18 protein-coding genes and 2 pseudogenes are annotated in these 26,847 nt (G+C 69.0%); 9 read left to right on the top strand and 11 right to left on the bottom strand.

The features are described from left to right. Positions 1-6: 6 nt before the first annotated feature. From G6N61_RS24940 to G6N61_RS24925, 4 genes are read right to left on the bottom strand one after another with little or no spacing between them, the layout of a single operon-like run. The gene (locus tag G6N61_RS24940; protein ID WP_163922565.1) at positions 7-2,430 is read right to left on the bottom strand and encodes an HAD-IC family P-type ATPase; all 2,424 of its coding nucleotides are present in this window, start codon (positions 2,428-2,430) and stop codon (positions 7-9) included. Between the two features lie 28 nt (positions 2,431-2,458). After that, the gene (locus G6N61_RS24935) at positions 2,459-4,024 is read right to left on the bottom strand and encodes a serine hydrolase (RefSeq protein ID WP_163925095.1); all 1,566 of its coding nucleotides are present in this window, start codon (positions 4,022-4,024) and stop codon (positions 2,459-2,461) included. 56 nt (positions 4,025-4,080) lie between these two features. Then, positions 4,081-5,190, bottom strand: coding sequence for an MBL fold metallo-hydrolase (locus tag G6N61_RS24930; protein ID WP_163922562.1), 1,110 nt, complete (start codon positions 5,188-5,190; stop codon positions 4,081-4,083). Beyond that, complete coding sequence (locus tag G6N61_RS24925) at positions 5,190-5,924, bottom strand: enoyl-CoA hydratase (protein ID WP_163922559.1); 735 nt, start codon at positions 5,922-5,924, stop codon at positions 5,190-5,192. The genes G6N61_RS24930 and G6N61_RS24925 overlap by 1 nt, the downstream gene beginning before the upstream one ends. A 30-nt stretch (positions 5,925-5,954) precedes the next feature. Between G6N61_RS24925 and G6N61_RS24920 the strand changes: the two genes are divergently transcribed. Further along, complete coding sequence (locus G6N61_RS24920) at positions 5,955-7,433, top strand: carboxyl transferase domain-containing protein (RefSeq protein WP_163922556.1); 1,479 nt, start codon at positions 5,955-5,957, stop codon at positions 7,431-7,433. Here the strand turns inward: G6N61_RS24920 and G6N61_RS24915 are convergent. Beyond that, complete coding sequence (locus tag G6N61_RS24915) at positions 7,409-8,056, bottom strand: NUDIX hydrolase (protein WP_179973521.1); 648 nt, start codon at positions 8,054-8,056, stop codon at positions 7,409-7,411. The genes G6N61_RS24920 and G6N61_RS24915 overlap by 25 nt on opposite strands. Before the next feature lie 73 nt (positions 8,057-8,129). Between G6N61_RS24915 and G6N61_RS24910 the strand changes: the two genes are divergently transcribed. The 3 genes and pseudogenes from G6N61_RS24910 to G6N61_RS30995 all read left to right on the top strand — a co-directional run. After that, positions 8,130-9,554: an ADP-ribosylglycohydrolase family protein gene (locus G6N61_RS24910; protein WP_163922553.1), complete on the top strand. Its 1,425-nt coding sequence runs from the start codon at positions 8,130-8,132 to the stop codon at positions 9,552-9,554. Between the two features lie 78 nt (positions 9,555-9,632). Further along, the gene (locus G6N61_RS24905; RefSeq protein WP_163922550.1) at positions 9,633-10,325 is read left to right on the top strand and encodes a hypothetical protein; all 693 of its coding nucleotides are present in this window, start codon (positions 9,633-9,635) and stop codon (positions 10,323-10,325) included. Between the two features lie 44 nt (positions 10,326-10,369). Beyond that, a pseudogene (locus G6N61_RS30995) lies at positions 10,370-11,788 on the top strand (DUF222 domain-containing protein); the annotation flags it as partial. A 442-nt stretch (positions 11,789-12,230) separates the two neighbouring features. Here G6N61_RS30995 and G6N61_RS24895 read toward each other — a convergent pair. Then, on the bottom strand, positions 12,231-12,779 hold the full coding sequence (locus G6N61_RS24895; protein WP_163922547.1) for a TetR/AcrR family transcriptional regulator: 549 nt from the start codon (positions 12,777-12,779) through the stop codon (positions 12,231-12,233). 100 nt (positions 12,780-12,879) lie between these two features. Here G6N61_RS24895 and G6N61_RS24890 point away from each other — a divergent pair, with 100 nt between their 5' ends. After that, a complete protein-coding gene (locus G6N61_RS24890; protein ID WP_163922543.1) occupies positions 12,880-14,034 on the top strand; it encodes an FAD-dependent oxidoreductase in 1,155 nt (384 codons plus the stop codon). Between the two features lie 24 nt (positions 14,035-14,058). Next, complete coding sequence (locus tag G6N61_RS24885; protein ID WP_163922540.1) at positions 14,059-15,459, top strand: NAD(P)-binding protein; 1,401 nt, start codon at positions 14,059-14,061, stop codon at positions 15,457-15,459. Here G6N61_RS24885 and G6N61_RS24880 read toward each other — a convergent pair. Further along, a complete protein-coding gene (locus G6N61_RS24880; protein ID WP_163922536.1) occupies positions 15,448-17,070 on the bottom strand; it encodes an AMP-binding protein in 1,623 nt (540 codons plus the stop codon). The genes G6N61_RS24885 and G6N61_RS24880 overlap by 12 nt on opposite strands. Further along, positions 17,067-18,766: pseudogene (locus G6N61_RS24875) on the bottom strand (AMP-binding protein). Before G6N61_RS24875 ends, G6N61_RS24880 begins: the two are co-directional and overlap by 4 nt. A 57-nt stretch (positions 18,767-18,823) precedes the next feature. On the opposite strand from G6N61_RS24875, the gene G6N61_RS24870 reads away from it, so the two are divergent. The 3 genes from G6N61_RS24870 to G6N61_RS24860 all read left to right on the top strand — a co-directional run bounded on the left by G6N61_RS24870 (position 18,824) and on the right by G6N61_RS24860 (position 21,408). Then, positions 18,824-19,639: a helix-turn-helix transcriptional regulator gene (locus tag G6N61_RS24870; protein ID WP_163922532.1), complete on the top strand. Its 816-nt coding sequence runs from the start codon at positions 18,824-18,826 to the stop codon at positions 19,637-19,639. A gap of 132 nt (positions 19,640-19,771) precedes the next feature. Beyond that, positions 19,772-20,251, top strand: a complete 480-nt coding sequence (locus tag G6N61_RS24865; RefSeq protein ID WP_235887294.1) for a hypothetical protein — start codon at positions 19,772-19,774, stop codon at positions 20,249-20,251. Beyond that, complete coding sequence (locus G6N61_RS24860; RefSeq protein WP_163922525.1) at positions 20,248-21,408, top strand: HTTM domain-containing protein; 1,161 nt, start codon at positions 20,248-20,250, stop codon at positions 21,406-21,408. Before G6N61_RS24865 ends, G6N61_RS24860 begins: the two co-directional genes overlap by 4 nt. Here G6N61_RS24860 and G6N61_RS24855 read toward each other — a convergent pair. From G6N61_RS24855 to G6N61_RS24845, 3 genes are read right to left on the bottom strand one after another with little or no spacing between them, the layout of a single operon-like run. Next, positions 21,334-23,154 carry an ABC transporter ATP-binding protein gene (locus G6N61_RS24855; protein ID WP_163922522.1) on the bottom strand — a complete coding sequence of 607 codons (1,821 nt, stop codon included), beginning with the start codon at positions 23,152-23,154 and terminating at the stop codon, positions 21,334-21,336. The genes G6N61_RS24860 and G6N61_RS24855 overlap by 75 nt on opposite strands. After that, complete coding sequence (locus tag G6N61_RS24850; RefSeq protein WP_163922519.1) at positions 23,151-24,968, bottom strand: ABC transporter ATP-binding protein; 1,818 nt, start codon at positions 24,966-24,968, stop codon at positions 23,151-23,153. The genes G6N61_RS24855 and G6N61_RS24850 overlap by 4 nt, the downstream gene beginning before the upstream one ends. Next, on the bottom strand, positions 24,965-26,842 hold the full coding sequence (locus G6N61_RS24845; RefSeq protein WP_163922516.1) for an ABC transporter ATP-binding protein: 1,878 nt from the start codon (positions 26,840-26,842) through the stop codon (positions 24,965-24,967). The genes G6N61_RS24850 and G6N61_RS24845 overlap by 4 nt, the downstream gene beginning before the upstream one ends. Between the last annotated feature and the right edge of the window lie 5 nt (positions 26,843-26,847).

The raw sequence follows: 26,847 nt of genomic DNA, 5'->3' as shown, positions 1-26,847 counted from the left end.
GAACGCTCACAGATCGGCCGAGCGCCAGAGCCGGCGCCGCTCCCCCAGCATCGCGCCCTGCGCCCACCAGACGACCTCGATGACGGCCGCGCCGATCAGCCCGACGACCAGTGCCGTCGTCGTGACCGTGGCGTTCGACGGATCGAGCAGGAACAATTCCTGGGCCATCGGTACCGAGAAGATCAATACGTAGGCCAGGCCCGAGACCGCGACCAACGCCACGCGCCACCACTCGTACGGCCGGGCCACCACGGCGAGCACCCAGACCGCGCCGACGAGCAGCGTGATCAGCGCAGCCGTCGACGCCTGGGTCTGCTGAGTCGGCGTCGCCGCCCTGCCCTCGTAGGCCAGCAGGTACGACACGAACGTCGTCGTGCCCACCACGACGCCCGACGGCAGCGCCGAGGTCATCACGCGCCGGACGAAACCTGTGTGCGCCCGTTCGTTGTTGGGTGCCAGCGAGAGCACGAAGGCCGGGATGCCGATCGTGAACCACGCCGCGATCGTCACGTGGATCGGTTGGAACGGGAACGGCAGCGGATCGGTGCCGAAGATCGCCGACGCCAGACCGGCCAGCCCAACTGCCATCGCCAGCAGCACCGAGTACACCGTCTTGGTCAGGAACAGATTCGAGACGCGTTCGATGTTCCCGATGACGCGGCGGCCCTCGCCGACGACGTACGGCAGCGTCGCGAACTTGTTGTCCAGCAACACGATCTGGGCAACCGCGCGGGACGCGGACGACCCCGAGCCCATGGCGACGCCGATGTCGGCGTCCTTGAGCGCCAGCACGTCGTTGACGCCGTCGCCGGTCATCGCGACGGTGTGACCGCGCGACTGCAGCGCGTGCACCATCGCGCGCTTCTGGTCCGGTCGCACTCGACCGAAGGTGGTGCACTCCTCGAGTGCGGCGGCGAGGTCGTCGGGCTCCGCGGGCAGCTTGCGGGCGTCCATGGCCTCGCCGCGCAGGCCGAGCGTGCCCGCCACCGCGCCGACCGACACGGCGTTGTCGCCGCTGATCACCTTGACCGTGACGTGCTGGGAGGCGAAGTAGTCCAGGGTGTCACGGGCGTCGGGCCGGACGCGCTGCTCGAGCACCACCAGCGCGACCGGGGTGACGACGCCTGGCGCGTCGGGGGCGTCGACCGCCCGGTCCGACGAGGCGAGCAGCAAGACGCGCAATCCCTGGGCGCCGAGCCGTTCGGCCTCCTCGGCCTCCGGGGCCGCCGGATCGAGCAGTACGTCGGGAGCCCCGATCACCCAGTTGGCGTGCTCGCCGTAGGACGCGCCGCTCCACTTGGTCGCCGACTTGAACGGCGCGGTGGCGGTGGCCGTCCAGCCCGGAGCGGTGGGATGGGCCTCGGCGATGGCCGCGATGCTGGCGTTGGGGTGAGCGTCGTCGGCGGCGAGCTGTGCCAGCACGTCGTCGGTGTCATTCCCCCGGTCGCTACGCTCCTGCCCGCCGGCGCGCGGCTCGGCCAGCGTCTTGGTCTCGGCGAGCCGCATGCCGTTCTCGGTGAGTGTCCCGGTCTTGTCGGCGCACACCACGTCGACGCGGGCGAGGCCTTCGATGGCGGGCAGCTCCTGCACCAGGCACTGCCTGCGGCCCAGCCGGACCACCCCGACCGCGAACGCGATCGACGTCATCAGCACCAAGCCCTCGGGAACCATCGGCACCAACGCCCCGACCATGCGGAGCACCGACTCGCGCCAGTCCGCACCGGTGGTGAACAACTGCGTGTAGATGATCAGCAGGCCCGCGGGCACCAGCAGGTAGGTGATGAACTGCAGGATCTTGTTGATGCCGCTGCGCAATTCGGACTTCACCAGCGTGAACTTGCTGGCTTCCTCGGCGAGTTTGGCGGCGTACGCCTCGCGGCCCACCTTGGTGGCGCGGTAGGCGCCGCTGCCCGCGACGACGAAGCTGCCGGACATGACGTCGTCGCCGGCGTCCTTGGCGATGGCGTCGGCCTCACCGGTGAGCAGCGACTCGTCGACTTCGAGGTTGGTCTCTTCGAGAATCGTTCCGTCGACCACGATCTGGTCGCCGGGGCCGAGTTCGATGACGTCGTCGAGCACCACTTCGCTGGGCGGGAGTTCGGTCGTGCCCGACATCCTGCGCACGGTGGGCCGGGCCTGGCCCACGATCGCGAGTTCGTCGAGTGTCCGCTTGGCCCGCAGCTCCTGGATGATGCCGATGGCGCTGTTGGCGACGATGAGCAGGCCGAACAGTCCGTTGATCAACGATCCCGTGGCGAGCACGATGAGGAACAGCACCCCGAGGATCGCGTTGATCCGGGTCAGCACGTTGGCGCGGACGATCTCCGAGACGCTGCGCGCCGCCCGCGCCGGGACGTCGTTGGTCTTGCCTGCGGCGACCCGCTCGGCGACCTCGGCGTCGGAGAGGCCCTGGGCCAGGGCGCTGCTCAACTGTCCTCGATTCTCTTCGCGCAAGCGCTCATCGCAAGAACGTTCCCATACCGTCTTCGTCGTAGTACTCCAGCTTCAGCACGTCACCGTCGAACGTGGCGGTCGACGTGCTGCCGGGCGGCGAGTTCTCGGTGACGAAGGAGACGGCGAATACGTTGCCGTTCCAATGCTTCAGCGGCACGTTGAGTTTCGGTCCGAGGGCGAGGTTCAGCTCGCCGTTGCGCTCGGTGATGCGCGCAGCCCCGAAGTACGGGTTGGCATAGTCGCCGACGTACTCGGACAGTGGCGCAGGGGGCGCGGGGTTGGCGGGCGGCTGCTGCCCCACCAGCGAGCCGACCGGCTTCTCCATCTCGACGTACGCACCGTTGTAGAGCTTGAACCAGTCGGTGCGCACTTCGCCGTACTGCACCAGGTCGGCGAACTCGGCGGTGAGCGTCTCGGGCACTCCGGCAGGCGTGGCGTTGGTCAGGACGACGATGCCGACGTCAGCGGACGGCAGGAAGAGCACGTTGGTGTTGGCGCCCAGTTCGAAGGCGCCCGAATGGCTCATCTGCGTCCGGCCCGCCGACGTAGACCCGACGTTGAAGCCGTAGCCGTAGAAGCCCGACCGCATGGCTGCTTCGGTGGGCGGGCTGGACACGATCTGCGGCGACAGCGCCGGCAGCAGCGCCGCCGGTTCGACGATCGTCTTGCCGTCGTGAGAACCGTTGGCCAGCACCATCGCCATCCACTTCGCCATGTCGTTGGCGGAACTGCTGACGCCTCCCGCGGGAGCCTCGGGCTGCGGGTCGCGGACGTAGCGCGGGAAGTACTTGCCGTCGACGTGGATGTGGCCTGCGGCGCGGTTGGGCCGGGCCTGGTATTCGTCGAAGCGCGAGCTGGTCGACGTCATGCCCAGTGGCCGGAACATCACGTCCTGACTGAGGTCCTCCCACGTCGTACCCGCATTGACGGCCACCGCCTCGGCTGCCGCCGTCAAGCCGAAGTTGGTGTAGGCGTACGAGACTCGGAACGGGTCGAGCGGCAGTTGGCGCAGCCGTTCCAGGATCTGTCTGCGGTCGTAGCCCATGTCCTCGAGCATGTCGCCGGCATGATCGGGCAGACCCGAGCGGTGCGAGTACATGTCGCCGACGGTCACCATGCGGGTGACGGCGGGGTCGGCGAGGGCGAACCAGGGCAGCTTCTCGGCGATCGGCGTGTCCCACCCGATCGCGCCCTTGCCCACCTCGTGGGCGACGACGGTGGACCCGACCGGCTTGGACAGCGAGGCCAGCTGGAACACCGTGTCGGGGTCGATCTTGTTCACGTCGCCGCTGCCGTTGCGACTGTCCTTGACGCCGAAACCCTTCGAATACACCGTCTTTCCGCCGTGCACGACGGCGACGGACATACCGGGTATGCCGGTCTGATCCATCAGTCGCTTCGCGATGCCGTCGAGCTTGGCCACCGCGTCCTCGACCGCGTTGTCGGGCAAGGGCATCGCCGGCATCAGCGGCGGCAGGACGTCGGAGAGCTGGTCCTGCGCCGGGGCGCTGGAGGCCTCCTGCGACGGCTCCGTCGAGCCGCAACCCGTGAGCACGGCCAGGGCGGTCATGGACACGGCGAGCCGGCGGATCAAGATCGAGGAGCGCACACCTGCACGCTAGTCGGTCAGGACCGCCACCATGCGTCCAATGACGCCTCCGTCATGCGTTCGACGCGCTCCCCCGGGCGCGGGGTCGCGACCAACACGCCCTCGCCGGTCGCGGCGGTCAGCATCCGCTCGACGGGTTCGGACCACGGATGCGGTGCCAGCCGGAACGTCGCCCAGTGGATCGGGACGAGCAGACCGCGGTCGGTGACGTCGCGGTGGGCCCGCACCGCCTCTTCGGGATTCATGTGGATGTCGGGCCAGCCGGGGTGATAGGCCCCGATGGGCATGAGCGTGACGTCGAACGGGCCGTGCTCGGCGCCGATGTCGGCGAAGATCTTGCCGTAGCCGGTGTCGCCGCCGAAGAACGCCTTGTGCTGGGGGCCGATCACGGCCCACGACGACCACAGCGTCACGTCGCGGTTGACGAAGCGTCCCGAGAAGTGCCGCGCCGGGGTGCAGACCAGCGTGAGGTCGCCGAGGCGCGCGCTCTCGTTCCAGTCGAGTTCGACGATCCGGTCATCGGGGATGTGCCATGCCCGCAGGTGCGCTCCGATGCCGAGCGGTACGAAGAACTTCGATCGCTGGGTGCGGGCCAGTTGCTTGACGGTGTCGATGTCGAGGTGGTCGTAGTGGTCGTGGCTGATGATGACCGCGTCGATGGCGGGCAGCGCCTCGAGCGGGGCGGGTACCGGGTGCAACCGGTGCGGACCGACGGCCCGGGACGGCGAGCACCGGTCGCTCCAGATCGGGTCGGCCAGGATGCGGTAGCCGTCGACCTCGATCAGGGCGGACGAGTGACCGAACCAGGTCACGGCGAGGTCCGCGGCGGGCAGGTCGACGGCGGGCGTCACCAGCGGCACGTCCTTCGGCGGGCGCTGGGCCGGGCCGTTGCCGACGACGTCGCGCAGCAACAGGAACTGTTCTTCCCTGCTCAGGCTGGTCTCGGAGGCGGGTTCGAGGTTGACGAACACCCCGTCGCGGTAGTTCGGCGACCGCTTGGCGACGGCGCCGATCTCGACCGGCGAGGCACCGAGCGCCGAGGGGGTGCCCTGCAGCGCGCGCAGTGCCCAGCCGCCACCGACGATGGCCGCCGTCCCGCCGATCAGGCGTACCGCCTCGCCGAGCATCAGGCGCCCTTGAAGTTCGGGGGTCGCTTCTCGATGCGGGCCACCTGGGCCTCGATGATGTCGCTGCTGGCCCATGCCCGGTCGAAGAGTTCCTTGTGTGCGGGCCAGGCGTCCTCGTAGGCGCCGTCGTCGTTGAGCACGCGCTTGGCGTGCTGCAGCGCCAGGGGCGCGAAGCCCGCGATCTCCTGAGCCCAGGCCTGCGCGTCGGCGAGCGTGCCGATGCGGTTGGCCATTCCGGTCGCCAGCGCGTCGTCGGCGGTGAGGCGCTCGGCGGCCAGCAGCATGCCGCGCGCACGGCCGGCCCCGACCAGCGACGTCAGCCGGCGGATGCTCCAGTTGTCCAGTGCGATGCCGTATTTCGCGACGGGGAACTGGAAGTACGCCTCGGGTGCGACGACCCGTAGATCGCAGATCATCGAGAGGATGACACCGGCGCCGATGGCCGGTCCGTTGATCGCCCCGATGACCGGGAGCGGCGCCTGGTCGATCGCGATGTTGAGCGCCCTGGCCTTGTCGGGCAGCTCGTCGGCGACGCCCTGGCCGCCGGAGAGGTCGGCGCCGGAACTGAAGACGTGTCCGCCGCCGGTGAGGACGATGGCGCGGACGTCCTCTGCGGCTGCCTTCTCGATCACCTCGCGCAGGCCGTCGACCAGTTCGCTGTTGAGCGCGTTGCGTCGCTCGGGGCGTTGCATCTCCAAGGTCAGCACGGCGCCGTCACGGCTAACACCAATCATGGCGACCAGACTATAGATAGCCTTTTCGGGGTGAGTCGGATAGCCGCCAGGGCGCTTCGCGATGCCGTGTTGGACGCGGGATCGTTCCGCAGCTGGGACGCCGCGCCGTTGGCGGTGCCCACCAATCCCGACTACCGCCGGGAACTCGACGAGGCGGCCGCGGCTACGGGGCTCGACGAGTCCGTGCTGACCGGTGAGGGCACGGTGTTCGGCAGGCGCATCGCGGTCGTCGCCTGCGAGTTCGACTTCCTGGCGGGCTCCATCGGCGTTGCTGCGGCCGAGCGGATCACCGCCGCGATCGAACGGGCGACCGCCGAGAGTCTGCCGCTGGTGGCGTCGCCCAGTTCGGGCGGCACCCGGATGCAGGAGGGCACGGTCGCGTTCCTGCAGATGGTGAAGATCGCGGCAGCGGTCGAGCTGCACAAGCGCGCGCACCTGCCGTACCTCGTCTACCTGCGGCATCCGACGACGGGCGGGGTGTTCGCGTCGTGGGGATCGCTGGGTCACGTCACCGCCGCCGAGCCGGGTGCGCTGATCGGCTTCCTGGGTCCCCGGGTGTACGAGCACCTGTACGGCGAGCCGTTCCCGAAGGGCATCCAGACTGCGGAGAACCTGCACCGCCACGGCGTGCTCGACGGCGTCGTTCCGCTGGAGGTGCTGCGGTCGGTGCTGCACCGCACGCTCAAGGTCGTCCTCGATCCGCCGGGCCTGCTGTCCGACCCGCCCGAGCCGGAGCCCGTTGCCGACGTTCCGGCCTGGGACTCGGTGGAGGCGTCGCGGCGGCCCGACCGGCCGGGGGTCCGCTATCTGCTCGAGCACGGCACCACCGAACGGGTGCTGCTGTCGGGCACGGGCGGCCAGGGCGAGGCGGCAACGACGCTGCTCGCGCTGGCCCGGTTCGCCGGCCAACCCGCGGTGGTCGTCGGCCAGCAGCGCGGTCGCGGCGGCGGGCTGGTAGGACCACGTGCGCTGCGGGAGGCTCGGCGCGGGATGTCGCTCGCCGCGAGCCTGCGATTGCCGCTGGTGCTCGTCATCGACACCGCGGGTCCGGCGTTGTCGGCCGAGGCCGAGGAGGGTGGGCTGGCCGGTGAGATCGCGCGCTGCCTGGCCGAACTCGTCACGCTCGACACCCCGACGGTGTCGGTGCTGCTGGGTCAGGGCAGCGGCGGTCCCGCACTGGCGATGGTGCCCGCCGACCGGGTGCTCGCCGCGCAGCACGGCTGGCTCGCGCCGCTGCCGCCCGAGGGCGCCAGTGCGATCGTCTACCGCGACGTCGACCACGCCCCAGATCTCGCTGCGGCTCAGGGCATTCGATCGCTGGACCTGCTCCACGACGGCGTCGTCGACGTGATCGTCGGGGAGCGCCACGACGCCTCCGACACGCCTGCGGACTTCACCGACCGGCTGGCGGCGACCATCGCCGCCGAGTTGGTGGCACTGCGCGACGTTCCCGACGACGCCCGGCTGGCTGCGCGGTTGCGTCGCTACCGACGCATCGGGCTGCCCTGACGGCGGTACACCTCTGCCGGTCTGCCGCGGCTGCCCTCGGTGGTCTCACCCGTCGGCTCGATCAGCCCACGCCTGGTCAACCTGCGCGCGAAGGCGTCGCGCGGAATTGGTTCTCCTGCAACGGCTTCGTGAACCCGCCGAAGGTCGCTGAGCGTGAACGTCTCTCCGGCGAGCCGGTCGGGGTCGGGATACTCGGCGTACTTGGCGCGTAGACGCGCGACCGCTGCGTCGATGATCGCCTCGTGGTCGCGCCACATTCGGCCGGGTCGCGACACCGGCATCAGCCGCGTCCGGTCGGCGAACCGTTCGTCGAGCGCCGCGAGCGGGACGACCGCCATGTGGGCCACCGACAGCACGCGCCCCCGGTCGTCGCGGTCGATGGCGTCGAAGACGTGCAGCTGCCTCGGCCTCAACCCCGTCACTCCGGCCTTGTCGCGCAGCGAGCGGTGAACGGCTTGCTCGAGTAGCTCGTCGACGTGCATGAAGGTGCCGGGCAGGGCCCAGCCCCGCTCGTTGGGTCGCGGCACCTGCAGCACCAGGAGGTCGCCGCCGTTCGGCTCGAGCGTCAGCACGGCGGTGTCGACGGCGACCGACGGCTGCGGGTACTCGTCGAGCCGAGCCATCGTGTCAGCCCCCTGGTGTATCGTTCGATTTATCGCGATTTCGCGCAAAGTAGTTCTCGGGGAGGAGAACGATATGAATCTATCAACAGCACAACTGGATCGGGCGTGCGGCGTCCTACTGGCCACGGCAGCGGGTGACGCGCTCGGCGCGCCGTACGAGTTCGAGCCGCCGCGCGGTCCCGATCTCGAGGTCGCCATGGTGGGCGGCGGTTCGTTCGGGTGGAACCCCGGCGAGTGGACCGACGACACCTCGATGGCGCTGGCGATCGCCGAAGTGGCCGCGACTGGCGCCGATCTGCGCGACGAGCCGGCCCAGACCGCAATCGTCACGCGGTGGTATGAGTGGTCCTTGACAGCGACGGACGTGGGCAATCAAACCCGCAGCGTCCTGGGCGCCACGGGCCGCGCCGGCGTCTCGGCCGCCAACGCGCTGGCCGCGTCGCGGATGTTGCACGAGCGCACCGGTCACACGGCAGGCAACGGATCGCTGATGCGGACCGCGCCCGTCGCGCTGGCCTACCTCGACGACGAGGACGCGTTGGTCGACGCCGCGCGGACCATCAGCGAGCTGACCCACTTCGATCCCGACGCCGCCGAGGCCTGCGTGCTCTGGTGCCTGGCGATCCGGCACGCCGTGCTGACGGGTGATCTCGACGTGCGCGCCGGACTGGAACGCCTGACCGATGCCCGTCGGGAACTCTGGGTCGAGCGACTGGACGTGGCGGAGGCGTCGGTGCCGTCGTCGTTCCGGCGCAACGGCTGGGTGGTGGAGGCTCTGCAGGCGGCCTGGTCGGCGATCACGACGACGCCGGTGCCCGCCGACGATCCGACCGCGGGCGTGTTCGCAGCGGATCACCTGCGACTGGCGCTCGATGCTGCGGTGCGGTCGGGCAACGACACCGACACCGTCGCGGCGATCGCCGGTGGGCTACTCGGCGCGAGGTGGGGCGCGTCTGCAGTGCCGGGCACGTGGCGCAGGCTGCTGAACGGATGGCCGGGTCTGAAGGCGCGGGGTCTGGTGTCGCTGGCGACGCGGATCGTGGGGGCCGATCGTCCGTTCGACAACTACGTCGTTCCGATGACCCCCTCGCCGCACCCGCATGACGACGGGGTGTGGCTCGGCGATCTGGCCACGCTGCAGGCGCTTCCCGAGGACGTGGGCGCCGTCGTCTCACTGTGCCGGGTCAACGACCGGGATCTGCCACCCGGCGTCGAGCAGATCGACATCCGCCTGATCGACGTCGTGGGCGCCAACGCGCATCTCGACTTCGTGCTGCTCGACACGGTGCGGCTGCTCGAGGCGTTGCGGGCCGAGGGGCGGACCGTCCTGCTGCACTGCGTGGCCGCACACAGCCGGACCCCCGCGGTGGCCGCGCTGTACGGCGCGCGCAGGGCGGGGCTCAGCGGGCGCGACGCCTTGGCGGCGGTGTGCGAGGTGCTTCCGGACGCCTACCCGAACTGGGACTTCCGCGACGCGCTCGACCGCCTCGCGCCGTGACGTCGTCGGTGAGCACGTGAAACTGTTTCGCTCTCAACTGCTTTGGGTCGGCCGCCGAAGGCGTGGCATCCTGGCACGGTGGAATCCCTGCTGCACTTCGCCGGCAACTTCTGGTGGCTGATCTTCCCCCTGGGCGGGGTGATCGGCGGCGGGGTCAAGGCGGTCGCCGCAGCGAATGAGCGGCGGGCCGAGCGGAGGCTCGAGCGCTATCGGATCAAGCAGCAGACCAAAATCGCGGTCGCCGAGGCGTCGGGACGCGCACGGATCGACGAGGCGTCGGCGCGGCGGGAGATGACCAGGGTGCTTGCACGTCACGACGACGTCGATGCGCGCTGGCTCGACTACGAGATGGACGTGGCGAAGCTGCTTGACTTCCCGTTGATGACCGACATGCGCGATCCGTTGACGGCGGCGTTCCACAAGGCGCGCAGCCGGGCCGACCTGTTGCGTCCGGTGTCGGTGGACGAGGTGATCGGCGACCGCGATGCCCAGGCGGAGTACCGCGATGCGGTGCACGACTATGCCGTCGCGTTCGAGGTCGCCGAGGCAGAGGCGATCCGGCGGCGGCGCAGCGACTTCTCCGCCGACGACCGGGATCGGTTGTCGCGGGCGCAGAGCCTGCTGCGGATGGCATCCGACGGTTCGGCGACCGTGCAGGAGCGGCAGAACGCGTACGGGAAGGCGCAGCGCGAACTCGACGGGTTGATCGTGTTGCCCGCGGTGACGCGGAAGGCGTTGGAGCGGTCGGTGGCCGGCGAGCTGGAGGCCTGACGGTTCGGGGTCGCTCCTACACCCTTGGTCTGACAATTGCGGCGATGTTCGGTCGATCCATCCCCAGTGCCGTGCTCGTCAACAGGCTGCTCAGGGTCTGTTTTTGGTGCGTGGGTTTGTCGTACCGGAGTAGTAGATTCGAAAGTATGTTTGATCGATTCGCCACCGTCTTCGACGCTTCCGGCACAGTCGGGGAGTGGGCGCGCGTCGAGGCCGCAGCCACCGCGCGGCGCCTCGCGGCGATGGTCGTGCTCTTGGATCGGGCCTACGCCGCCAACGGGTCGGCTGACCGTGAGCAGTGGTACCTGGACAACTGGGGTGCGATCGCCGCCGAGATCGGCGCCGAGCAGAACATCACCCAGGGTGCCGCGGCGCATCAGCTGTTGATCGCCACGGCCCTGCGGGACCGGCTGCCCGAGGTCGCCAAGCTCTTCGCGCAGGGGCTGGTGTCCTACCGCGTCGTGTCGGCGATCACGACCCGCACCGCCCTGGTCCGGGACGGGGATGCGCAGCGGGCGGTCGACAAGGCCTTCGCCGAGGTGCTCGCGGACTGGGCGCCCATGTCGGAGGACAAGCTCAACACCGCGATCGACGCGATCGTCGCCGAGCACGACCCGCACGGGGTGTACCGCACGAAGCTCTCGGCCAAGGGCCGCAACATCCAGTTCGACTACGACGGCTCGGGCATGGCCACGATGTTCGGCACCCTGTTCGCCACCCACGGGAAGGCACTTGAGAAGCGCTTGAACCTCCTGGCCTCGACGGTCTGCCCGGGCGATCCCCGAACGGTCGAGCAGCGTCGCGCCGACGCGGTCCACTCGATCACCCATGCACTCGACTACCTGCCCTGCCTGTGCGGCAGCAACGACTGCCCCGGACCCACCACACCCCCGAAGAGCACTGCGGTGGTCTACGTGGTGGTCAACGAGGACACCCTCGACGAGACCTCCGATGCCGCGAAGGCACAAGATGCCGCGCTCGACGGCGACCCCGAGCCGCTGTACGACAAGCCCCTGACAGAGGTCACGACGTGGGATGAGTTGGGCGGCAACGCAAACGGCGCCCGGGGTACCCGGGCCGAAGTCGCCAACGCCCACGACACAGGCGCAGGCGCGGGCGCGGGGACGGCAAATGACCCACAGGGCAATGGCACCGAACCGGGCGTCGAGGACGACGCTGACCCCGCGGACCAGCATGAGTTAAGGAGCGACTCCGGCGGCGCCGCCGCCGCCGACCGCGCCGCGGATGACGCACCCCGCTCGGACGGCCACGGCGCGACCTCGACCTCGGCCCATCGCGAATCCCCCGCCACCCGCCCCGGCGCCATCATTGGCGGCCCCTTCCTGCCTGGGTCCCTGGCCCGCCGCTTCGCGCTCACCGCGAAGATCTGCAAGGTCTGCCACCCCGGCGACAGCCCACCCGAACCCCGCTACACCCCATCGCGACGGCTCGCCGAATTCGTGCGGTGCCGAGACCTCACCTGCCGCTTCCCCGGTTGCTCGCAACCCGCCACCGAAGCAGACATCGACCACACCATCGCCTGGCCGATCGGGCCCACCTGCGCGTCGAACCTCAAATGCCTATGCCGTCGACACCACTTGTTGAAAACCTTCTGGGGCGGACCCAACGGCTGGCGGGACCGACAACTGCCAGACGGAACCATCATCTGGACCTCACCCCGCGGCCGGACCTACGCCACCGAGCCGGGCAGCAAGATGCTCTTCCCCAGCCTGTGCACGCCCACCGCACCAGTCACGATCACCACCGAACAAGCGGAACGAGCACGGCCACAGACGAACAAGGGCCTCACCATGCCCCGCCGCCAACGCACCCGCGCCCAAGCCCGCGCGCAACGCATCGCCGACGACCGCCGGCTCAACCAGGCCGAAGCAGAGCAAGAGGCCGCTAGGTCACGTCCTCCGTGGCATAACGCTGAAGCGTCGGCCCCAGCCACGCAGCGAGTTCCGCCCGGCTCATCGCGGCGACCGGGGGAATGCGCAAGACGAAGCGGCACAGCGCCATTCCCAAGACCTGGGTAGCGATGAGGCCGGCGCGCCGGGGTGCATCGTCGGGCACCAGCTTCGAGATCGCAGGCAACAGTTGGCCGGCGAAGATGTCCGCCATCCGCTGTGCCGCATCGGCATTCGTGGTCGCCGACCGCAGCAGCACCACCAGCGCGTCGTCGTCCTCCCAGCGCGCCAGGAAGTGCGACACCATCGCGGCGCCCAGCTCCGACGGTGGCAGGTCGGACAGGTCGGGGAAGCGCAGGTCGAACTCCGCCGCCGCGGCGAACAGCTGCTCCTTGTTGCCGAAGTAGCGCATCACCATCGAGGGGTCGATGTTGGCGTCGGCCGCGATCGCCCGGATCGTCGCCGCCTCGTACCCGGACTCGGCGAAGCGCTCCCTAGCCGCCGCGAGGATCACGGCCTTCGTCTGATCCGCCTTCGCTCCCATGCCAACAACTGTATGCCAACAACCGTTGACTTTCTCCGCACCACGGCGCATGCTGAAAAAGTCAACACGCGTTGGCATAGCGGCCAGCAGAGGAGCGACCATGACCGACACGACAGCCCGAAACGCCCACACCACCGACGTGCTCGTCGTCGGCGCCGGCCCCACCGGGCTGACGCTGACGGCCGCACTACTGAGCCACGGCGTTCGCGTCGTCCTCGTCGACAAGCAGGCCGAAGGTGCCAACACCTCCCGCGCCGCAGGCATCAACGCCCGCACCCTCGAGGCCCTCGAGGGCATCGACGTCACGCGCCGCCTGCTCAAGGAGGGCATCGAAGCCCCACGCTTCACCATCCGCGACGGCGCCAAGACCCTGCTCACGGTCGACTTCAGCGGCCTCGCCACCGACTACCCCTTCACCCTCCTCGCCCCGCAATCCACCACCGAACGCCTACTGCTCGACCGCGTCTGCGAACTCGGCGGCGACGTCCTGCGCGCGGAGACCCTCGCCTCCCTCACCCAGGACGCCGCCGGCGTCACGGCGACCTTCGCCGAGGGCGAGACCGTCCGAGCGCGCTACGTGGTCGGCGCCGACGGCATGCACAGCACCGTCCGCGAGCAGGCAGGCATCGGCTTCCGCGGCGGCTCCTACGAACACTCCTTCGTCCTCGCCGACGTCCGCCTCACCGGCGACGCCCCGACCGACGAGGTCCGGCTGTTCTGGGCCGCCGAGGGCCTCACCGTCGTCGCGCCCCTGCCCGACGGATCGTTCCGGATCGTCGCGCCCGTGGACGACGCCCCCGAACGGCCGTCGCGCGACGTCATCCAGGCCCTCCTCGACGCTCGCGGCCCCGGCGGACTGACCGTCACCGACGTCACGTGGGGCTCGCGATTCCGCATCCACCACCGCGTCGCCGACGCCTACCGCGCAGGCCGCATCCTGCTCGCCGGCGACGCCGCCCACGTGCACAGCCCCGCAGGCGGCCAGGGCATGAACCTCGGCATCCAGGACGCCATCGTCCTCGCCGACGCCCTGACCACGGCCGTCAATGGCGACCTCGAACTGCTCGATCGCTACGACACCACGAGGCGCCCCATCGCCCACGAGGTCGTCGAGCTGACCGACCGCCTCACCCGGCTCGCCACCCTCCCCCGCCCATTGCGTCCGTTGCGCAACGTCGTGCTGGGCATCGTCGGCCGCATACCGGCCGCCCAGCGGGCGCTGGCGTCCCGGCTGTCGGGTCTCGTCTACCGCTGAGAATCGGGCTGGCAAACTGACACGATGCAAACGATCGAGGCCGACTACCTCGTCGTGGGCGCCGGCGCGATGGGCATGGCGTTCGCCGACACGTTGATCGCCGAGACCGACGCCACCGTCGTCATCGTCGACCGCAACGACCAGCCCGGCGGCCACTGGCTCAGCGCCTACCCCTACGTACGCCTACACCAGCCGTCGGCCTATTACGGCGTGAACTCCCGCACGCTCGGCACCGACTCCATCGACGCCAGCGGCTGGAACCAGGGCTTCTACGAACTGGCCGGCGGCAGCGAAGTCGTCGCTTACTACGACACCGTCATGCGCCAGCACCTGCTGCCCAGCGGCCGGGTGTCGTACTTCCCGATGAGCGAGTTCCTCGGCACCGACGACGACGGCGCAGGCCTCATCCGCACCCTCGGCGGCGAGGAGCACCGCGTGGTCGCACGGCGGAGGATCGTCGACGCCACCTACCTCAGCGTCGTCGTGCCGTCGATGCGCCCACCTCTCTACGACGTGTCCCCCGACGTCACCTGCATCCCACCCAACGGCCTCCCCCGGCGGCCGGTCCACGACCGGTACGTCATCGTCGGGGCGGGCAAGACCTCGATGGACACCGGCCTGTGGCTGCTGCGCCACGGCATCACGCCCGACCGCATCACCTGGATCAAGCCCCGTGACTCCTGGCTCCTCGACCGCGCCGCCGTGCAACCCGGCCCGCAGTTCGCGCGACGCGTGCTGGCCGACTTCTCCGCGCAGTCCCGTGCCATCAAGAAGGCCACCTCGATCGACGACCTCTACCTCCAACTCGAGGCGTTCGGCTGTCTGCTGCGCATCGACCAGACCGTCGAGCCCACGATGTACCGCTGCGCGATCGTCTCCCAGGGCGAGCTCGAGAACCTGCGCAGGATCACCAACGTCGTCCGGATGGGCTACGTCGAGTCGATCGAGCCCGGCCGAATCACGTTGCAGCAGGGCACCATCGACACCGCGCCCGACACCCTGTACCTCGACTGCACCGGCGACGGCATCGGGCAGCGCGAGCCGACTGCCGTCTTCTCCCCCGGTGCCATCACGCTGCAGTCGGTGCGTACGTGCCAGCCCGCGTTCAGCGCGGCCGTCATCGCTCGCGTCGAGTCGATGGACGCCGACGACGACGTCAAGAACGAATACTGCAGGCCCGTACCGCATCCCACGAAACCGCTCGACTGGGTCACCATGACGGTCGCCTTCAACCACAACCAACTGCGCTGGTTCACCGACCCCGATCTGATGCACTGGCTCAACCGCGCCCGCCTCAATGCCGTCAGCCACATGCAGACCGACGACGACGACGCCCGCAAGGGCGCAGAGATGATCGGGCCGCGACTGAAGGCCGCCAACGAGAAACTGGCCGAATTGCTCGCCGAGGTCGAGCTACCCGTCTGAGAGACCGAGCATCTCGACGCTGCGCTCACGCATCTCGACCTTGCGGATCTTGCCGGTGACCGTCATCGGGAACTCGTCGACCAGCTGCACGTAGCGCGGAATCTTGTAGTGCGCCAACCGGCCCTCGGCGAATGCGCGCACGCCTTCGGCGTCCAGCGGCGGCGCGCCCGGCTTCATGCGGATCCACGCGCAGATCTCCTCGCCGTACTTCGCGTCGGGCACGCCGATCACCTGAGCGTCCTCGACGTCGGGATGGGTGTAGAGGAACTCCTCGATCTCCCGCGGGTACACGTTCTCCCCGCCCCGGATCACCATGTCCTTGATGCGGCCGACGACGTTGCAGTACCCGTCCTCGCGCATCACCGCGAGATCGCCGGTGTGCATCCAGCCATCGGAATCGATTGCCTCGGCGGTCTTCTCGGGCTCGTCCCAGTAGCCGAGCATGACCGAGTACCCGCGCGTGCAGAATTCCCCGGGCTCACCCCGCTCCACTGTGGCGCCGGTCTCGGGGTCGACGACCTTGATCTCCACGTGTGGATGTGCCCGTCCGATCGACGACGTGCGGCGCTCCAGGTCGTCGTCGATCAGCGTCTGACACGACACCGGCGAGGTCTCGGTCATCCCATAGGCGATGGCCACCTCGGACATGTTCATGTCGTTGACGCAGTGCTTCATCACCTCGACGGGACACACCGCCCCGGCCATGATGCCGGTGCGCAGCGTCGACAGGTCGCGGCGCGGGAAGTCGGGATGGTTCTGCATCGCGATGAACATCGTCGGCACGCCGTAGACGCCCGTGCACCGCTCCGACTCGACCACCTCGAGCGTCACCCCCGGATCGAAACCCGGTGCGGGGATCACCATCGTCGCCCCGTGCGACGTGCAACCCAGGTTGCCCATCACCATGCCGAAGCAGTGGTAGAACGGCACCGGGATGCACAGCCGGTCCGCCGGACCGAGCTTGATCAGCTCCGTCGTGAAGTAGCCATTGTTCAGGATGTTGCGATGCGACAGCGTCGCACCCTTCGGGAAGCCCGTCGTGCCCGACGTGTACTGGATGTTGATGGCCTCGGTGTTGACCAATCCCGCCGACCGCGAGGCCAATTCGTCCGCGGAGACCTCCGCGGCGCGCTCCCGCAACCCAGACCAGTCAGCGGTGTCGAAGAAGACCACCTCCGTCAGCGACGGCACGTCGCCGCGGACCTCTTCGACCATCGCCATGTAGTTCGACGTCTTGAACTCCCTTGCCGCGACCAGCATCCGCACGCCGGACTGATTGAGCACGTAGGCCAACTCGTGCGTGCGGTAGGCGGGGTTGACGTTGACCAGGATCGCGCCGATCTTGGCCGTCGCGTACTGGACGATGGTCCACTCGGCCCGGTTGGGCGCCCAGATGCCAACCCGGTCACCCTTGGCGATACCGACCGCCATCAAACCCCGTGCGACGACGTCGATCTCGGCGTTCAGCTGGGCGTAGGTGTAGCGCAGCCCCTGCGCCACGTCGACGAGTGCGTCGACGTCCGGGTGCTGGGCAACGGTGCGTTCGAAGTTGGCCCCGATCGTCTCCTCGAGAATCGGGACGTCGGTCGGTCCTGCGTCGATCGCCTTCATCGGATCAGATCCTCGTAGCGGTGCTCGGTGCCGATCGGCGTGCCCGACCGGTGCGCCTCATCCTCCCGCGTACGCAGTTCGACGCGACGGATCTTGCCCGAAATCGTCTTGGGCAGCTCGAAGAACTCGACTCGGCGCACCTTGAGGTAGGGGGCCAGGTGGTCGCGCGCGTACTCCATGATCGCCTTGGCGGTGTCGGCATCGGCGGGCCATCCCTGCGCCAACGACACGTAGGCCTTGGGCACCGACAGCCTGGTCTCGTCGGGTTGCGGCACCACTGCGGCCTCGACGACGGCCGGATGCTCGATCAGCACGCTCTCCAGCTCGAACGGCGACACCTTGTAGTCCGAGGACTTGAACACGTCGTCGGTGCGCCCGATGTAGGTGATGTAGCCGTCCTCGTCGCGGCTGGCGACGTCACCGGTGTGGTAGTACCCACCCGCCATCACCTGGGCGTTGCGCTGGGGGTCGCCCAGGTAGCCGGTCATCAAGTTCAGCGGTTGCCGAGCCAGATCGAGACAGATCTCGCCTTCGTCGGCGAGTTCGCCGTCACCGGATCGACCAGCACGACGGGCACACCCGGCATCGGCCTGCCCATCGACCCCGCCTTGACCGGCTGGCCCGGGGTGTTGCCCACCTGCAGCGTCGTCTCGGTCTGACCGAACCCGTCGCGGATCGTCAGCCCCCACGCCTTCTCGATTCGAGCGATGACGTCGGGGTTGAGTGGTTCACCAGCGCCGAGCACCTCGCGCAGCGCGGCCGGCCGGTCGCCGAGGTGGGCCTGAATCAACATGCGCCACACCGTCGGTGGCGCACAGAACGTACTGACCTCGGCCCGACGCAACTGCCCCAGCAGCGCGGCGGCGTCGAACCGGGTGTAGTTGTAGACGAAGATCGTGGCCTCGGCGATCCACGGCGCGAAGAAGCAGCTCCACGCGTGCTTGGCCCACCCCGGCGAGCTGATCGCCAGGTGCACGTCGCCCGGCCGCGCGCCGATCCACGCCATCGTCGACAGGTGACCGACGGGATACGAGACCTGCGAGTGTTCGACGAGCTTGGGCCTGCTGGTGGTGCCAGAGGTGAAGTAGACGAGCATCGCGTCGTCCACGTCGGTGCGCGCGGTGAACGGCCCCGCCGAGACGACGTCGCGGGCGTCCGAGTAGGAGTGCCATCCCTGCGGCGCATCACCCACCGCGATACGGAGGTAGTCCCCCGGTACGTCGACGAACTTGGGCGCGTCCGCGGCGTTGGCGATCACGTAGCCCGCACCGCCGCGGCCGATCCGGTCGGCCAGATCGGCCGGCCCCAGCGCGCCGGTCGTCGGCATGATCACCGCGCCCAGCTTGGACACGGCGAGCATGGCCTCCCACAGTTCGACCTGGTTGCCGAGCATGAGGATCACCCGGTCGCCCTTGCCGACGCCGAGGCGCTCGAGCCAGGTCGCCACCCGGTCCGACCGGTGCGCCATGTCCGCGAACGTGACCTTCTGCTCGGCGCCGTCCTGCTCGACGATCCAGAGCGCGGTGCGGTCGGCGGTCACCGGGTCGCTGGCGATGACGTCGAACCAGTCAGTTGCCCAGTTGAACCGCCCGGTCAGCCGCGGCCAGGTGAAGGTCTCGACGGCCTTGGCGTAATCGCCGATCACGGCCACCAGGTGATCGCGTGCGCTGCGATACAGATCGGTGTTGGTCGTCATGCCGACTAGGATCTACGTCACAGTCACCCGTCCGCTACCCCCGAAAGAGGGTGCCACGTGCTCCGTCCGCGGGACGCCGACGCGCTGCGTGCCGAACTGCGGCACCTGGCGGTCGACGGCGGCGTTCCTGTGCTGTTCGGCGGGGAGGTGCACGGCAACGCGCTGCTGCTCAGCGAGTTCGTCGGCACCAGAACGAGCCTGCTGCGCGGCCTCGTCGTGCGCTCGAACTCCGGACTCGGCGGGGCGAGCATGGTGGCCGGCAGGCCGCTGGCGGTCGCCGACTACCGCAGTGCGGCGACCATCACCCACGACTACGACACCCCCGTCTTGAGCGAGGGCATCCGCAGCGTGCTCGCGGTGCCCGTGGTCGTCGACGGCACGCCGCGGGCGATGCTCTACGGGGCCTACCGCGCCAGCGCGCCGATCGGTGGCCGAGCCGCCGAAATGATGGTGGCGGCGGGGCGACGGCTGGCCGAGGAGATGCGGATCCGCGACGAGGTCGATCGCCGCATCCGGCAGCGCGACGCTCAGATCGCGACGGCCGCGCAGTCCGAGACGGTGCGGGAGGTGCACGCCGAGTTGCGCCGCCTCGCCGCTGCCGACCAGCCCGTGACGAAGCGGGAGCTGCAACAGCTCGCCGAGCGGCTCTCCGGCCGCATCGACGATTCCGCCGACGACGCGCCGCTGACCGTGCGTGAACTCGACGTCCTCGCCCACGTTGCGCTCGGGTGTACGAATGGTGAAGTGGCGAGGCGTCTTTCGCTGCGACCCGAGACGGTGAAGAGCTACCTGCGTAGCGCGTCGGGCAAGCTCGGGACTCGGACCAGGCACGAAGCCGTATCGCGGGCGCGCAGCCGCGGACTCTTGCCATAAAACTCTTTGCTAGATCTGCACCCGTGTGCTTGTATGGCGCCGTCGACACGGGTCGTGTCGACGTCGAAGGCCGGTTTCACTGGGGGGTGACCGCGCTCGGCCCGGGGGGAGTCTTGATCTCCGATGACATCGATGACGAGGCGCAGCGTCCGATGGGTGTTCGCTGCGACGTTCCTGTGGATCGCGCTATTGCAATACGTCTGGCTCGGAGTCCAACGCGCAGAGCCCTACCCGGCACTCATCCTGCCCGGCTTCCCGGCCCACTGCCCCGGCTGCCTGCTCGAGACGGGTGAGCCGTCGACCAAGGAGCCCGAACTCATCGTCCGATTCGCCGACGGCCGCACACAGCGGGTACCGATGGACACCGTCCTGCCGCCTGGGCCTTCGGTGCGCCTCATCGCCTTCTCGGCCGCCTTCACCGACGGCAGTTTCGCGTCCAATCCCGATGCGAGAGCCTGGCTGCGATCGAGGATCGATCAACGCTTTCCCGGTCAGCCCGTGTCGGGCCTGGACATCGTCTGGCGGACGGCGACCTACCCGGCGGCCGACGCGTCATCGGTCGAGTACGGACCGCCGAAGACGGTTCACGTCGATCTCGGGGGCGCCCAGTGAAACTCGGCGACCGATTCGACGCATGGGTCCGCAGCGGACCCTTCACGCCTGCCGACTTGGGGATCAGCCGCATCGTCTACGCGGTGGGTGCGCTGTTCACCGTGCCGAACATCGCATGGCTCGCGGAGTATCCCGACTTCATGTTCCATCCACCACCGGGGCCCCTTCAACTACTCTCGGGCTTCCCACCGCTGGCGGTCCTGATCGGGCTGGAGGTGCTTCGCTCCGCGAGTTTGCTCGCAGTGGGTTTCGGGCTGTGGACGAAAATCGCGTCCATCGCGTCCGCGGTGATGTTGACGAGCACCTACGGCCTGACCTACTGCCTGGGCAAGATCGACCACACCATCCTGCTCGTATTGCCGCCTCTGGTACTGGCTTTCGCCAACTGGGGGGATCGCTTCTCGATCGATGCGTGGCGACACCGGAAGGCGGCGCCGTCGGAACAGGAACAGTGGCCGCTGCGTCTGCTCGGTCTCCTCGTCGGCTGGGGGTTCTTCACTGCAGCGCTGACGAAGCTCGGGACGGGATGGCTGTCGTTCGACAGTCAGGCCGCCCGCGGCTATTACGTGCTCGCGTTCGTGACCGAGGACAGGACGCACTGGCTGGCCGAGTGGGTCGCCACCCATGACTGGCGCGTCGCGTGGGAACTCGCAGATTGGCTCACCGTGGCCTTCGAGTTCGCGATCCTTCTCGCGTTGCCCTGGTGGCGCGCCTTCCGCATCACGCTGGCCGTCGCGACCACGTTCCACCTGGGCGTGCTGCTCGTCATGAACATCGACTTCAGCCATGCCGTGATCGCCTATGGCGCGTTCGTGTCGTGGGGAACGATCGCGCGGCGGGTGGGTGATTCCAGGCTCGTCGGGTTCGCCGAACGCGTGTTGCGCGCGGGCCGGCCGCTGTTCACCGGGGTCCCGGCCCGGGTTCTCCTGGTACTCCTTGCGGTGGCCATCGGTTCCTCGTCCTGGTTCCTGATGGCGAGCCCCGTGGGCAGGATCGCGATAGGACGAGTGGGCGGTGTCGCCGTCATCGTCGTCGGTGCGCTGATCGGCATCACGTACCTGCTGCAACAGGTGTGGGCCGCGTTAGACCAGCGACTCCACCCACGCGCGGTGCAGGGCGGCGTACTGCCCGTCGCCGGCGATCAGTTCGTCCGGTGATCCGTCCTCGACGATCCGGCCGTGCTCGAGCACCAGCACCCGGTCGGCGATCTGCACCGTCGACAACCGGTGCGCGATCACCAGCGCAGTGCGCTCGGCAAGCACGGTGGCCAACGCGCGCTGCACCATTCGCTCGCTCGGGATGTCGAGCGACGACGTCGCCTCGTCGAGGATGAGTACCGCCGGGTCGGCCAGGAACGCCCGCGCGAAGGCGATCAACTGCCGCTGCCCCGCCGACAACCGGCCGCCGCGCTTTGCCACGTCGGTGGCGTACCCCTCGGGCAGCGCGGCGATGAACTTGTCAGCGCCAACGGCTTCCGCGGCCTCGCGCACCTGCGCATCGGTGGCGTCGGGACGGCCGAACCGGATGTTGTCGGCCACCGTCCCCTCGAACATGAAGTTCTCCTGCGTCACCATCACCACGTGACGACGTAGCTCGGCCTGAGGCAGATCGCGCAGGTCGTGACCGTCCAGCGTCACCGCACCCGACGTCGGGTCGTAGAACCGGGCGATCAGCTTGGCGATCGTGGTCTTGCCCGCACCCGTGGTGCCGACCAGCGCCACCGTCTGCCCAGCGGGAACCTCGAGGTTCAGCCCTGGCAGCACCGGCCGGTCCCGCACGTAGGAGAACTCGACGTCATGGAACGCGACGTCCCCCTTCACGACCGGCAACTGCACCGGGCGATCGGGGTCCTCGATGGCCGGCCGCTGCGCCAACACGCCTGCGATCTTCTCCAGCGCGGCCGCGGCCGACTGGAAGGTGTTGAAGAACTGCGAGAGTTCCTGCATCGGCTCGAAGAACATCCGCAGATACAGCAGGAACGCCGCCAGCGTGCCGATCGTCATCTCGCCGTGCAGCACGCGGTAACCGCCGTAGAGCAGCACGGTGCCGGTGGTCACGTTGCCGACGAGCTTCACCGCGGGCATGAAGATCGCGAGCAGTTTGAACGCCCGCTCGTTGACGTCGCGGTACTGGTCGGCGACCTCTTCGAAGATCTCCTGGTTGCGCGGCTCCCGGCGGTAGGCCTGCACGGCCTTGATGCCCGTCATGGTCTCGACGAACTGCACGATCACCAGCGCCGCGCTCTCGCGGACCTTCAGGTACACCTTCGACGACTGGGTGCGGAACCACCAGATCAACCCGACCAGGACCGGGAACACCCCCAGGCAGACCAGCCCGAGGTGCACGTCGAGCACCACCAGCAGCACCGCCGTGCCACCGAGGGTCAGCACCGCGGTGATCAGGCTGTCGAACCCGGTCTGCAGCATGTCCTGGATGGCGTCGACGTCGTTGGTCGAACGGCTGACCACCCGTCCCGAGGTGTAGCGGTCGTGGAACGCCACGTCGAGGCGTTGGAAGTGGCGGTAGATCTGCTGCCGCAGGGACAGCAGCACCCGTTGGCCGATGCGGCCCGATCGGCGCAGGAAGTACAACCTGCTGGTGGCCTGCAGCACCACCACACCGCACAGCGCGGCGACGATCTTCAGCAGCTCACCGGTGGCACCGCCGTCGACGATCGGTGGGATGCCATGGTCGATTCCACGCTGCACCAGCAGCGGCACCGACAGCCGCGCGGCGTTCTCCACCACGACGACGATCGCCAGCAGCGCCACCGTGACCTTGTACGGCCGCAGCAGCGAGCCCAGCAGCGAGCGGGCCTCGCGACGGCGCGACACCGTCTCGTCGATGGGCAGGTCGCCGGTCTCGTCGGAGACCGTGCGCCCGCGCCAGTCCATGACGCTCATGGCAGGGCCTCGGCGAGGTCGTCGTCGGCGGCCAGCAGGTAGCGGTACTCCGGCACGTCGGCGAGCAGTTCGGCGTGAGTGCCGACGTGGGTGATGGTGCCGCCCTCGAGCAGTGCGACGCGGTCGGCGAGCAGCACGGTGGACGCCCGATGTGCCACGACGATGCCCGTCACGTCACCCAGCACGCGGCCCAACGCCTCGGTCACCTGCGCCTCGGTGTGCACGTCGAGCGCAGACAGCGTGTCGTCGAGTACCAGGATCGCCGGCTTCGCCAGGATCGCGCGGGCCAGCGAAAGCCGTTGCCGCTGACCGCCGGACAGGCTCATGCCCTGCTCTCCGATGCGGGTGTCCAGACCGAACGGCAGGTCGTAGACGAAGTCGGCAGCGGCGACGTCGATCGCCTCGGCCAGTTGCTCCTCGGTCGCCGTCGGGTTGCCCAGCCGTAGGTTCTCCGCGACGGACATCGAGAACAGCGTGGGATCCTCGAATGCCGTCGCCACCGCCCGGCGCAGCGTCGACAGCGACAGGTCGCGAACGTCGATGCCGTCGAGCATGATTCGACCCTCGGTGACGTCGTGCAGGCGCGACAGCAGCGACGCCAGCACCGACTTGCCCGAACCCGTCGAGCCGACCAGCGCGAGGGTCTCGCCCGGTTCTACGGTGACGGTGACGTGGCGCAGGGCCCACTTCTCCGGAGCCGCTCCGGCGGCGACATCGGGCGCAGAGTCGGGGAACCGGAACCCCACGTCCACCAGCTCCAGCTTGCCGCCGCGGGGCACCTCGTCGATCGGGCCGTCGTGGATGTCGCGCGTGGCGTCGAAGACGTCGGCAACGCGGTCGGCGGCGGTGAACGATTCCTGCGTCATCGACAGCAGGAAACCCAGCGACGCGATCGGCCAGACCAGCGACAGCATCATCGTGATGAACGCGACCAGGGTGCCGAGCGTGACCTGCCCCATGCCCGCGGCGTAGGCGCCGAAGCCGAGCACCACGATCAGCGTGAGGTTCGGGATCACCTCGAGCAGCGTCCAGAACTTCGCCGACACCGCAACCTTGTCCACCTCGGTGTCGTAGAGCGCGCGCGCCTTCTCGTCGAAGCGCTCGTACGAGTAGTCCTCGCGGCCGAACGACTTGACCACCCGCATGCCGAGCGCGGCCTCCTCGACGTCGGTCGCCACGTGACCGGCCTGGTCCTGTGACAGCCGCGAGAGCTTGGTGAACTTGCGCTGGAAGTGCAGCACCGTCACCGTGATCGGCACGACCGACACCACGACCACCACGCCGAGCGGCCAGTACATCGACAGCAGGATCGCGGTCACGACGACGATCTGAATCCCGTTGAGCACGAGGAACAGCAGGCCGAACGACAGGAACTGCCGAATGGCGCTCAGATCGTTCATGACCCGGGACAGCAGCTGCCCCGACTGCCACTGACCGTGGAACGACATGGGCAGGATCTGCAGTCGGGCATAGAGGTCCTTGCGGATGTCGGCCTCGACGCCGAGCGTGGCGCGGGCGACCAGCCAGCGGCGGATGAACCACAGCGCGGCCTCGGTGATGCCGATGCCCATCGCCGCGGCGCCGAGCACCCACAGCCCCTGCTGATCCTGGTTGCGGATCGGACCGTCGATCACCGCCCGCGTCATCAGCGGAATCACGATCGTCGCGCCGGTGCTGGCTAGCGCGATGACCGACATCGTGATCCACCGCCAGCGGTACGGCAGCAGGTAGGGCAGCAGGCGGACGAGCGACGACGAGCCGCGCTGCTTCGACGGCGGAGGCGAGATGGCAGGCTCGCGTGAGATCCGCGTCATGCAGCGGCCCCGTCGCGGAACTGCGTCTCGTAGAGGCGCGTGTAGCGGCCGCGGCGGGCGAGCAGCTGGGTGTGGGTGCCACGTTCGACGATGCGGCCATCCTCGACGACGAGGATGACGTCGGCAGCACGGATGGTGGACAGCCGGTGCGCGATCACGATCGACGTCCTACCGCTCAGCGCCTCGGCCAACGCTTGCTGCACGGCAGCCTCCGATTCCGAGTCCAACGATGCCGTCGCCTCGTCGAGGACGACGACGCGCGAGCGGCCCAGCAGCAGCCGCGCGATGGTCAGGCGTTGCCGCTGCCCACCGGACAGACGGTAGCCGCGCTCACCGACAATGGTGTCCAGACCATCGGGCATGTCGGCGACCACGTCGGCCAGCCGGGCGCGGCGCAGGGCGTCCCACAGCTCGTCATCGGTGCGCTCCGATTCCCCGAGGGTCAGGTTGGCGCGAATGGACTCGTGGAACAGGTGACCGTCCTGGGTGACGACGCCCACGGTGTCCTGCAGCGAGGCGAACGTCAGGTCCCGGACGTCGACGCCGGCCAGCCGCACCGCGCCGGACGACACGTCGTACAGCCGGGCCACCAGTGAGGCGGTCGTCGACTTGCCCGCACCCGACGAGCCGACCAGTGCCACCATCTGGCCCGGTTCCGCGCGGAACGAGATGCCGTGCAGCACCTCGTCTCCGCCGCGGTCGTCGAGCACGGCGACCTCCTCGAGCGAGGCCAGCGACACCTCGGTGGCCGACGGGTAGGCGAAGCGGACGTCGTCGAACTCGACGGCGACCGGGCCGTCGGGCACCGCGCGGGCGTCGGGCCGCTCGCGGATCAACGGCTCCAGGTCGAGGACCTCGAAGACCCGCTCGAAACTCACCAGCGCGCTTGCGATCTCGACGCGGGCGTTGGCCAGCGCGGTCAGCGGCGCGTAGAGGCGGGTGAGCAGCAGGGCAAGCGACACGATCGCACCGGCTTCGAGCCGGCCGCCGATCGCGAGCACGCCGCCCAGGCCGTACACCAGTGCCAGCGCGAGCGCAGACATCAGCGTCAGCGAACTCATGAACGTGGCCTGCAGCATCGAGGTCTTGACGCCGATGTCACGGACCCGGCCCGCGCGCACCGCGAACTCGCGGGATTCGCGCGCCGGGCTGCCGAACAGCTTGACCAGCGTCGCGCCGGGCGCTGAGAAGCGTTCGGTCATCTGGGTATTCATCGTGGCGTTGTTGATCGCGCTCTCGCGGCTCAGATCGGCCATGGACCGGCCGATGCGGCGCGCGGGCAGCAGGAACAGCGGCGTCAACAACAGCGAGAGCAACGTGATCTGCCAGGAGATGCCGAGCATGACGACCAGCGTCAGCGTCAGGGTGACGACGTTGGACACCACGCCGGACAGCGTGTCGGAGAAGGCGCGCTGTGCGCCGATGACGTCGTTGCCGAGCCTGCTGACCAGAGCGCCGGTACGGGTCCTAGTGAAGAAGGCGACCGGCATGCGCTGCACGTGGTCGAACACCGCAGTGCGCAGGTCGAGGATCAGGCCCTCGCCGATCGTCGACGACAGCCAGCGGGTCAGCATCGTGACCGCGGTCTCGGCAAACGCCACGCCGGCGATGATCAAGGCCAGCACAACCACCGTGCCGGAGGCGCCACCGCTGACGATCGCGTCGACGACCTTGCCGGCCAGCAGCGGGGTCGCCACGGCGAGCAGGGAGCCAACGACGCTGATTGCGACGAACCCGCCTAGCCTGCGGTGATGGCGCGCGGAGAACCGCCAGATGCGTCCGAGCAGGCCGCGGTTGGCCAACTCGCGCAGTTCGCCGCCGCGTGCCCGGGTCTGCCGGTACAGCGTCTGTCGTGCGACGGTTTCCAAGTTCATGTAAT

The sequence above is a fragment of the Mycolicibacterium arabiense genome, from assembly GCF_010731815.2.
GTDB classification, from domain to species: domain Bacteria; phylum Actinomycetota; class Actinomycetes; order Mycobacteriales; family Mycobacteriaceae; genus Mycobacterium; species Mycobacterium arabiense.
The sequence above is the reverse complement of the archived record's forward strand: the minus strand, read 5'-3'. Positions and strand labels throughout refer to the sequence as shown.

Bases quoted from the DNA above. Each gene is read 5' to 3' on its own strand.
- G6N61_RS24865 (WP_235887294.1), top strand. From the start codon at position 19,772: ATGACGAGGCGCAGCGTCCGATGGGTGTTCGCTGCGACGTTCCTGTGG.
- G6N61_RS24845 (WP_163922516.1), bottom strand. From the start codon at position 26,842: ATGAACTTGGAAACCGTCGCACGACAGACGCTGTACCGGCAGACCCGG.
- G6N61_RS24930 (WP_163922562.1), bottom strand. From the start codon at position 5,190: ATGCTCGGCGAGGCGGTACGCCTGATCGGCGGGACGGCGGCCATCGTC.
- G6N61_RS24935 (WP_163925095.1), bottom strand. From the start codon at position 4,024: ATGACCGCCCTGGCCGTGCTCACGGGTTGCGGCTCGACGGAGCCGTCG.
- G6N61_RS24850 (WP_163922519.1), bottom strand. From the start codon at position 24,968: ATGACGCGGATCTCACGCGAGCCTGCCATCTCGCCTCCGCCGTCGAAG.
- G6N61_RS24925 (WP_163922559.1), bottom strand. From the start codon at position 5,924: ATGATTGGTGTTAGCCGTGACGGCGCCGTGCTGACCTTGGAGATGCAA.
- G6N61_RS24885 (WP_163922540.1), top strand. From the start codon at position 14,059: ATGCAAACGATCGAGGCCGACTACCTCGTCGTGGGCGCCGGCGCGATG.
- G6N61_RS24880 (WP_163922536.1), bottom strand. From the start codon at position 17,070: ATGAAGGCGATCGACGCAGGACCGACCGACGTCCCGATTCTCGAGGAG.
- G6N61_RS24855 (WP_163922522.1), bottom strand. From the start codon at position 23,154: ATGAGCGTCATGGACTGGCGCGGGCGCACGGTCTCCGACGAGACCGGC.
- G6N61_RS24890 (WP_163922543.1), top strand. From the start codon at position 12,880: ATGACCGACACGACAGCCCGAAACGCCCACACCACCGACGTGCTCGTC.
- G6N61_RS24915 (WP_179973521.1), bottom strand. From the start codon at position 8,056: ATGGCTCGGCTCGACGAGTACCCGCAGCCGTCGGTCGCCGTCGACACC.
- G6N61_RS24895 (WP_163922547.1), bottom strand. From the start codon at position 12,779: ATGGGAGCGAAGGCGGATCAGACGAAGGCCGTGATCCTCGCGGCGGCT.
- G6N61_RS24910 (WP_163922553.1), top strand. From the start codon at position 8,130: ATGAATCTATCAACAGCACAACTGGATCGGGCGTGCGGCGTCCTACTG.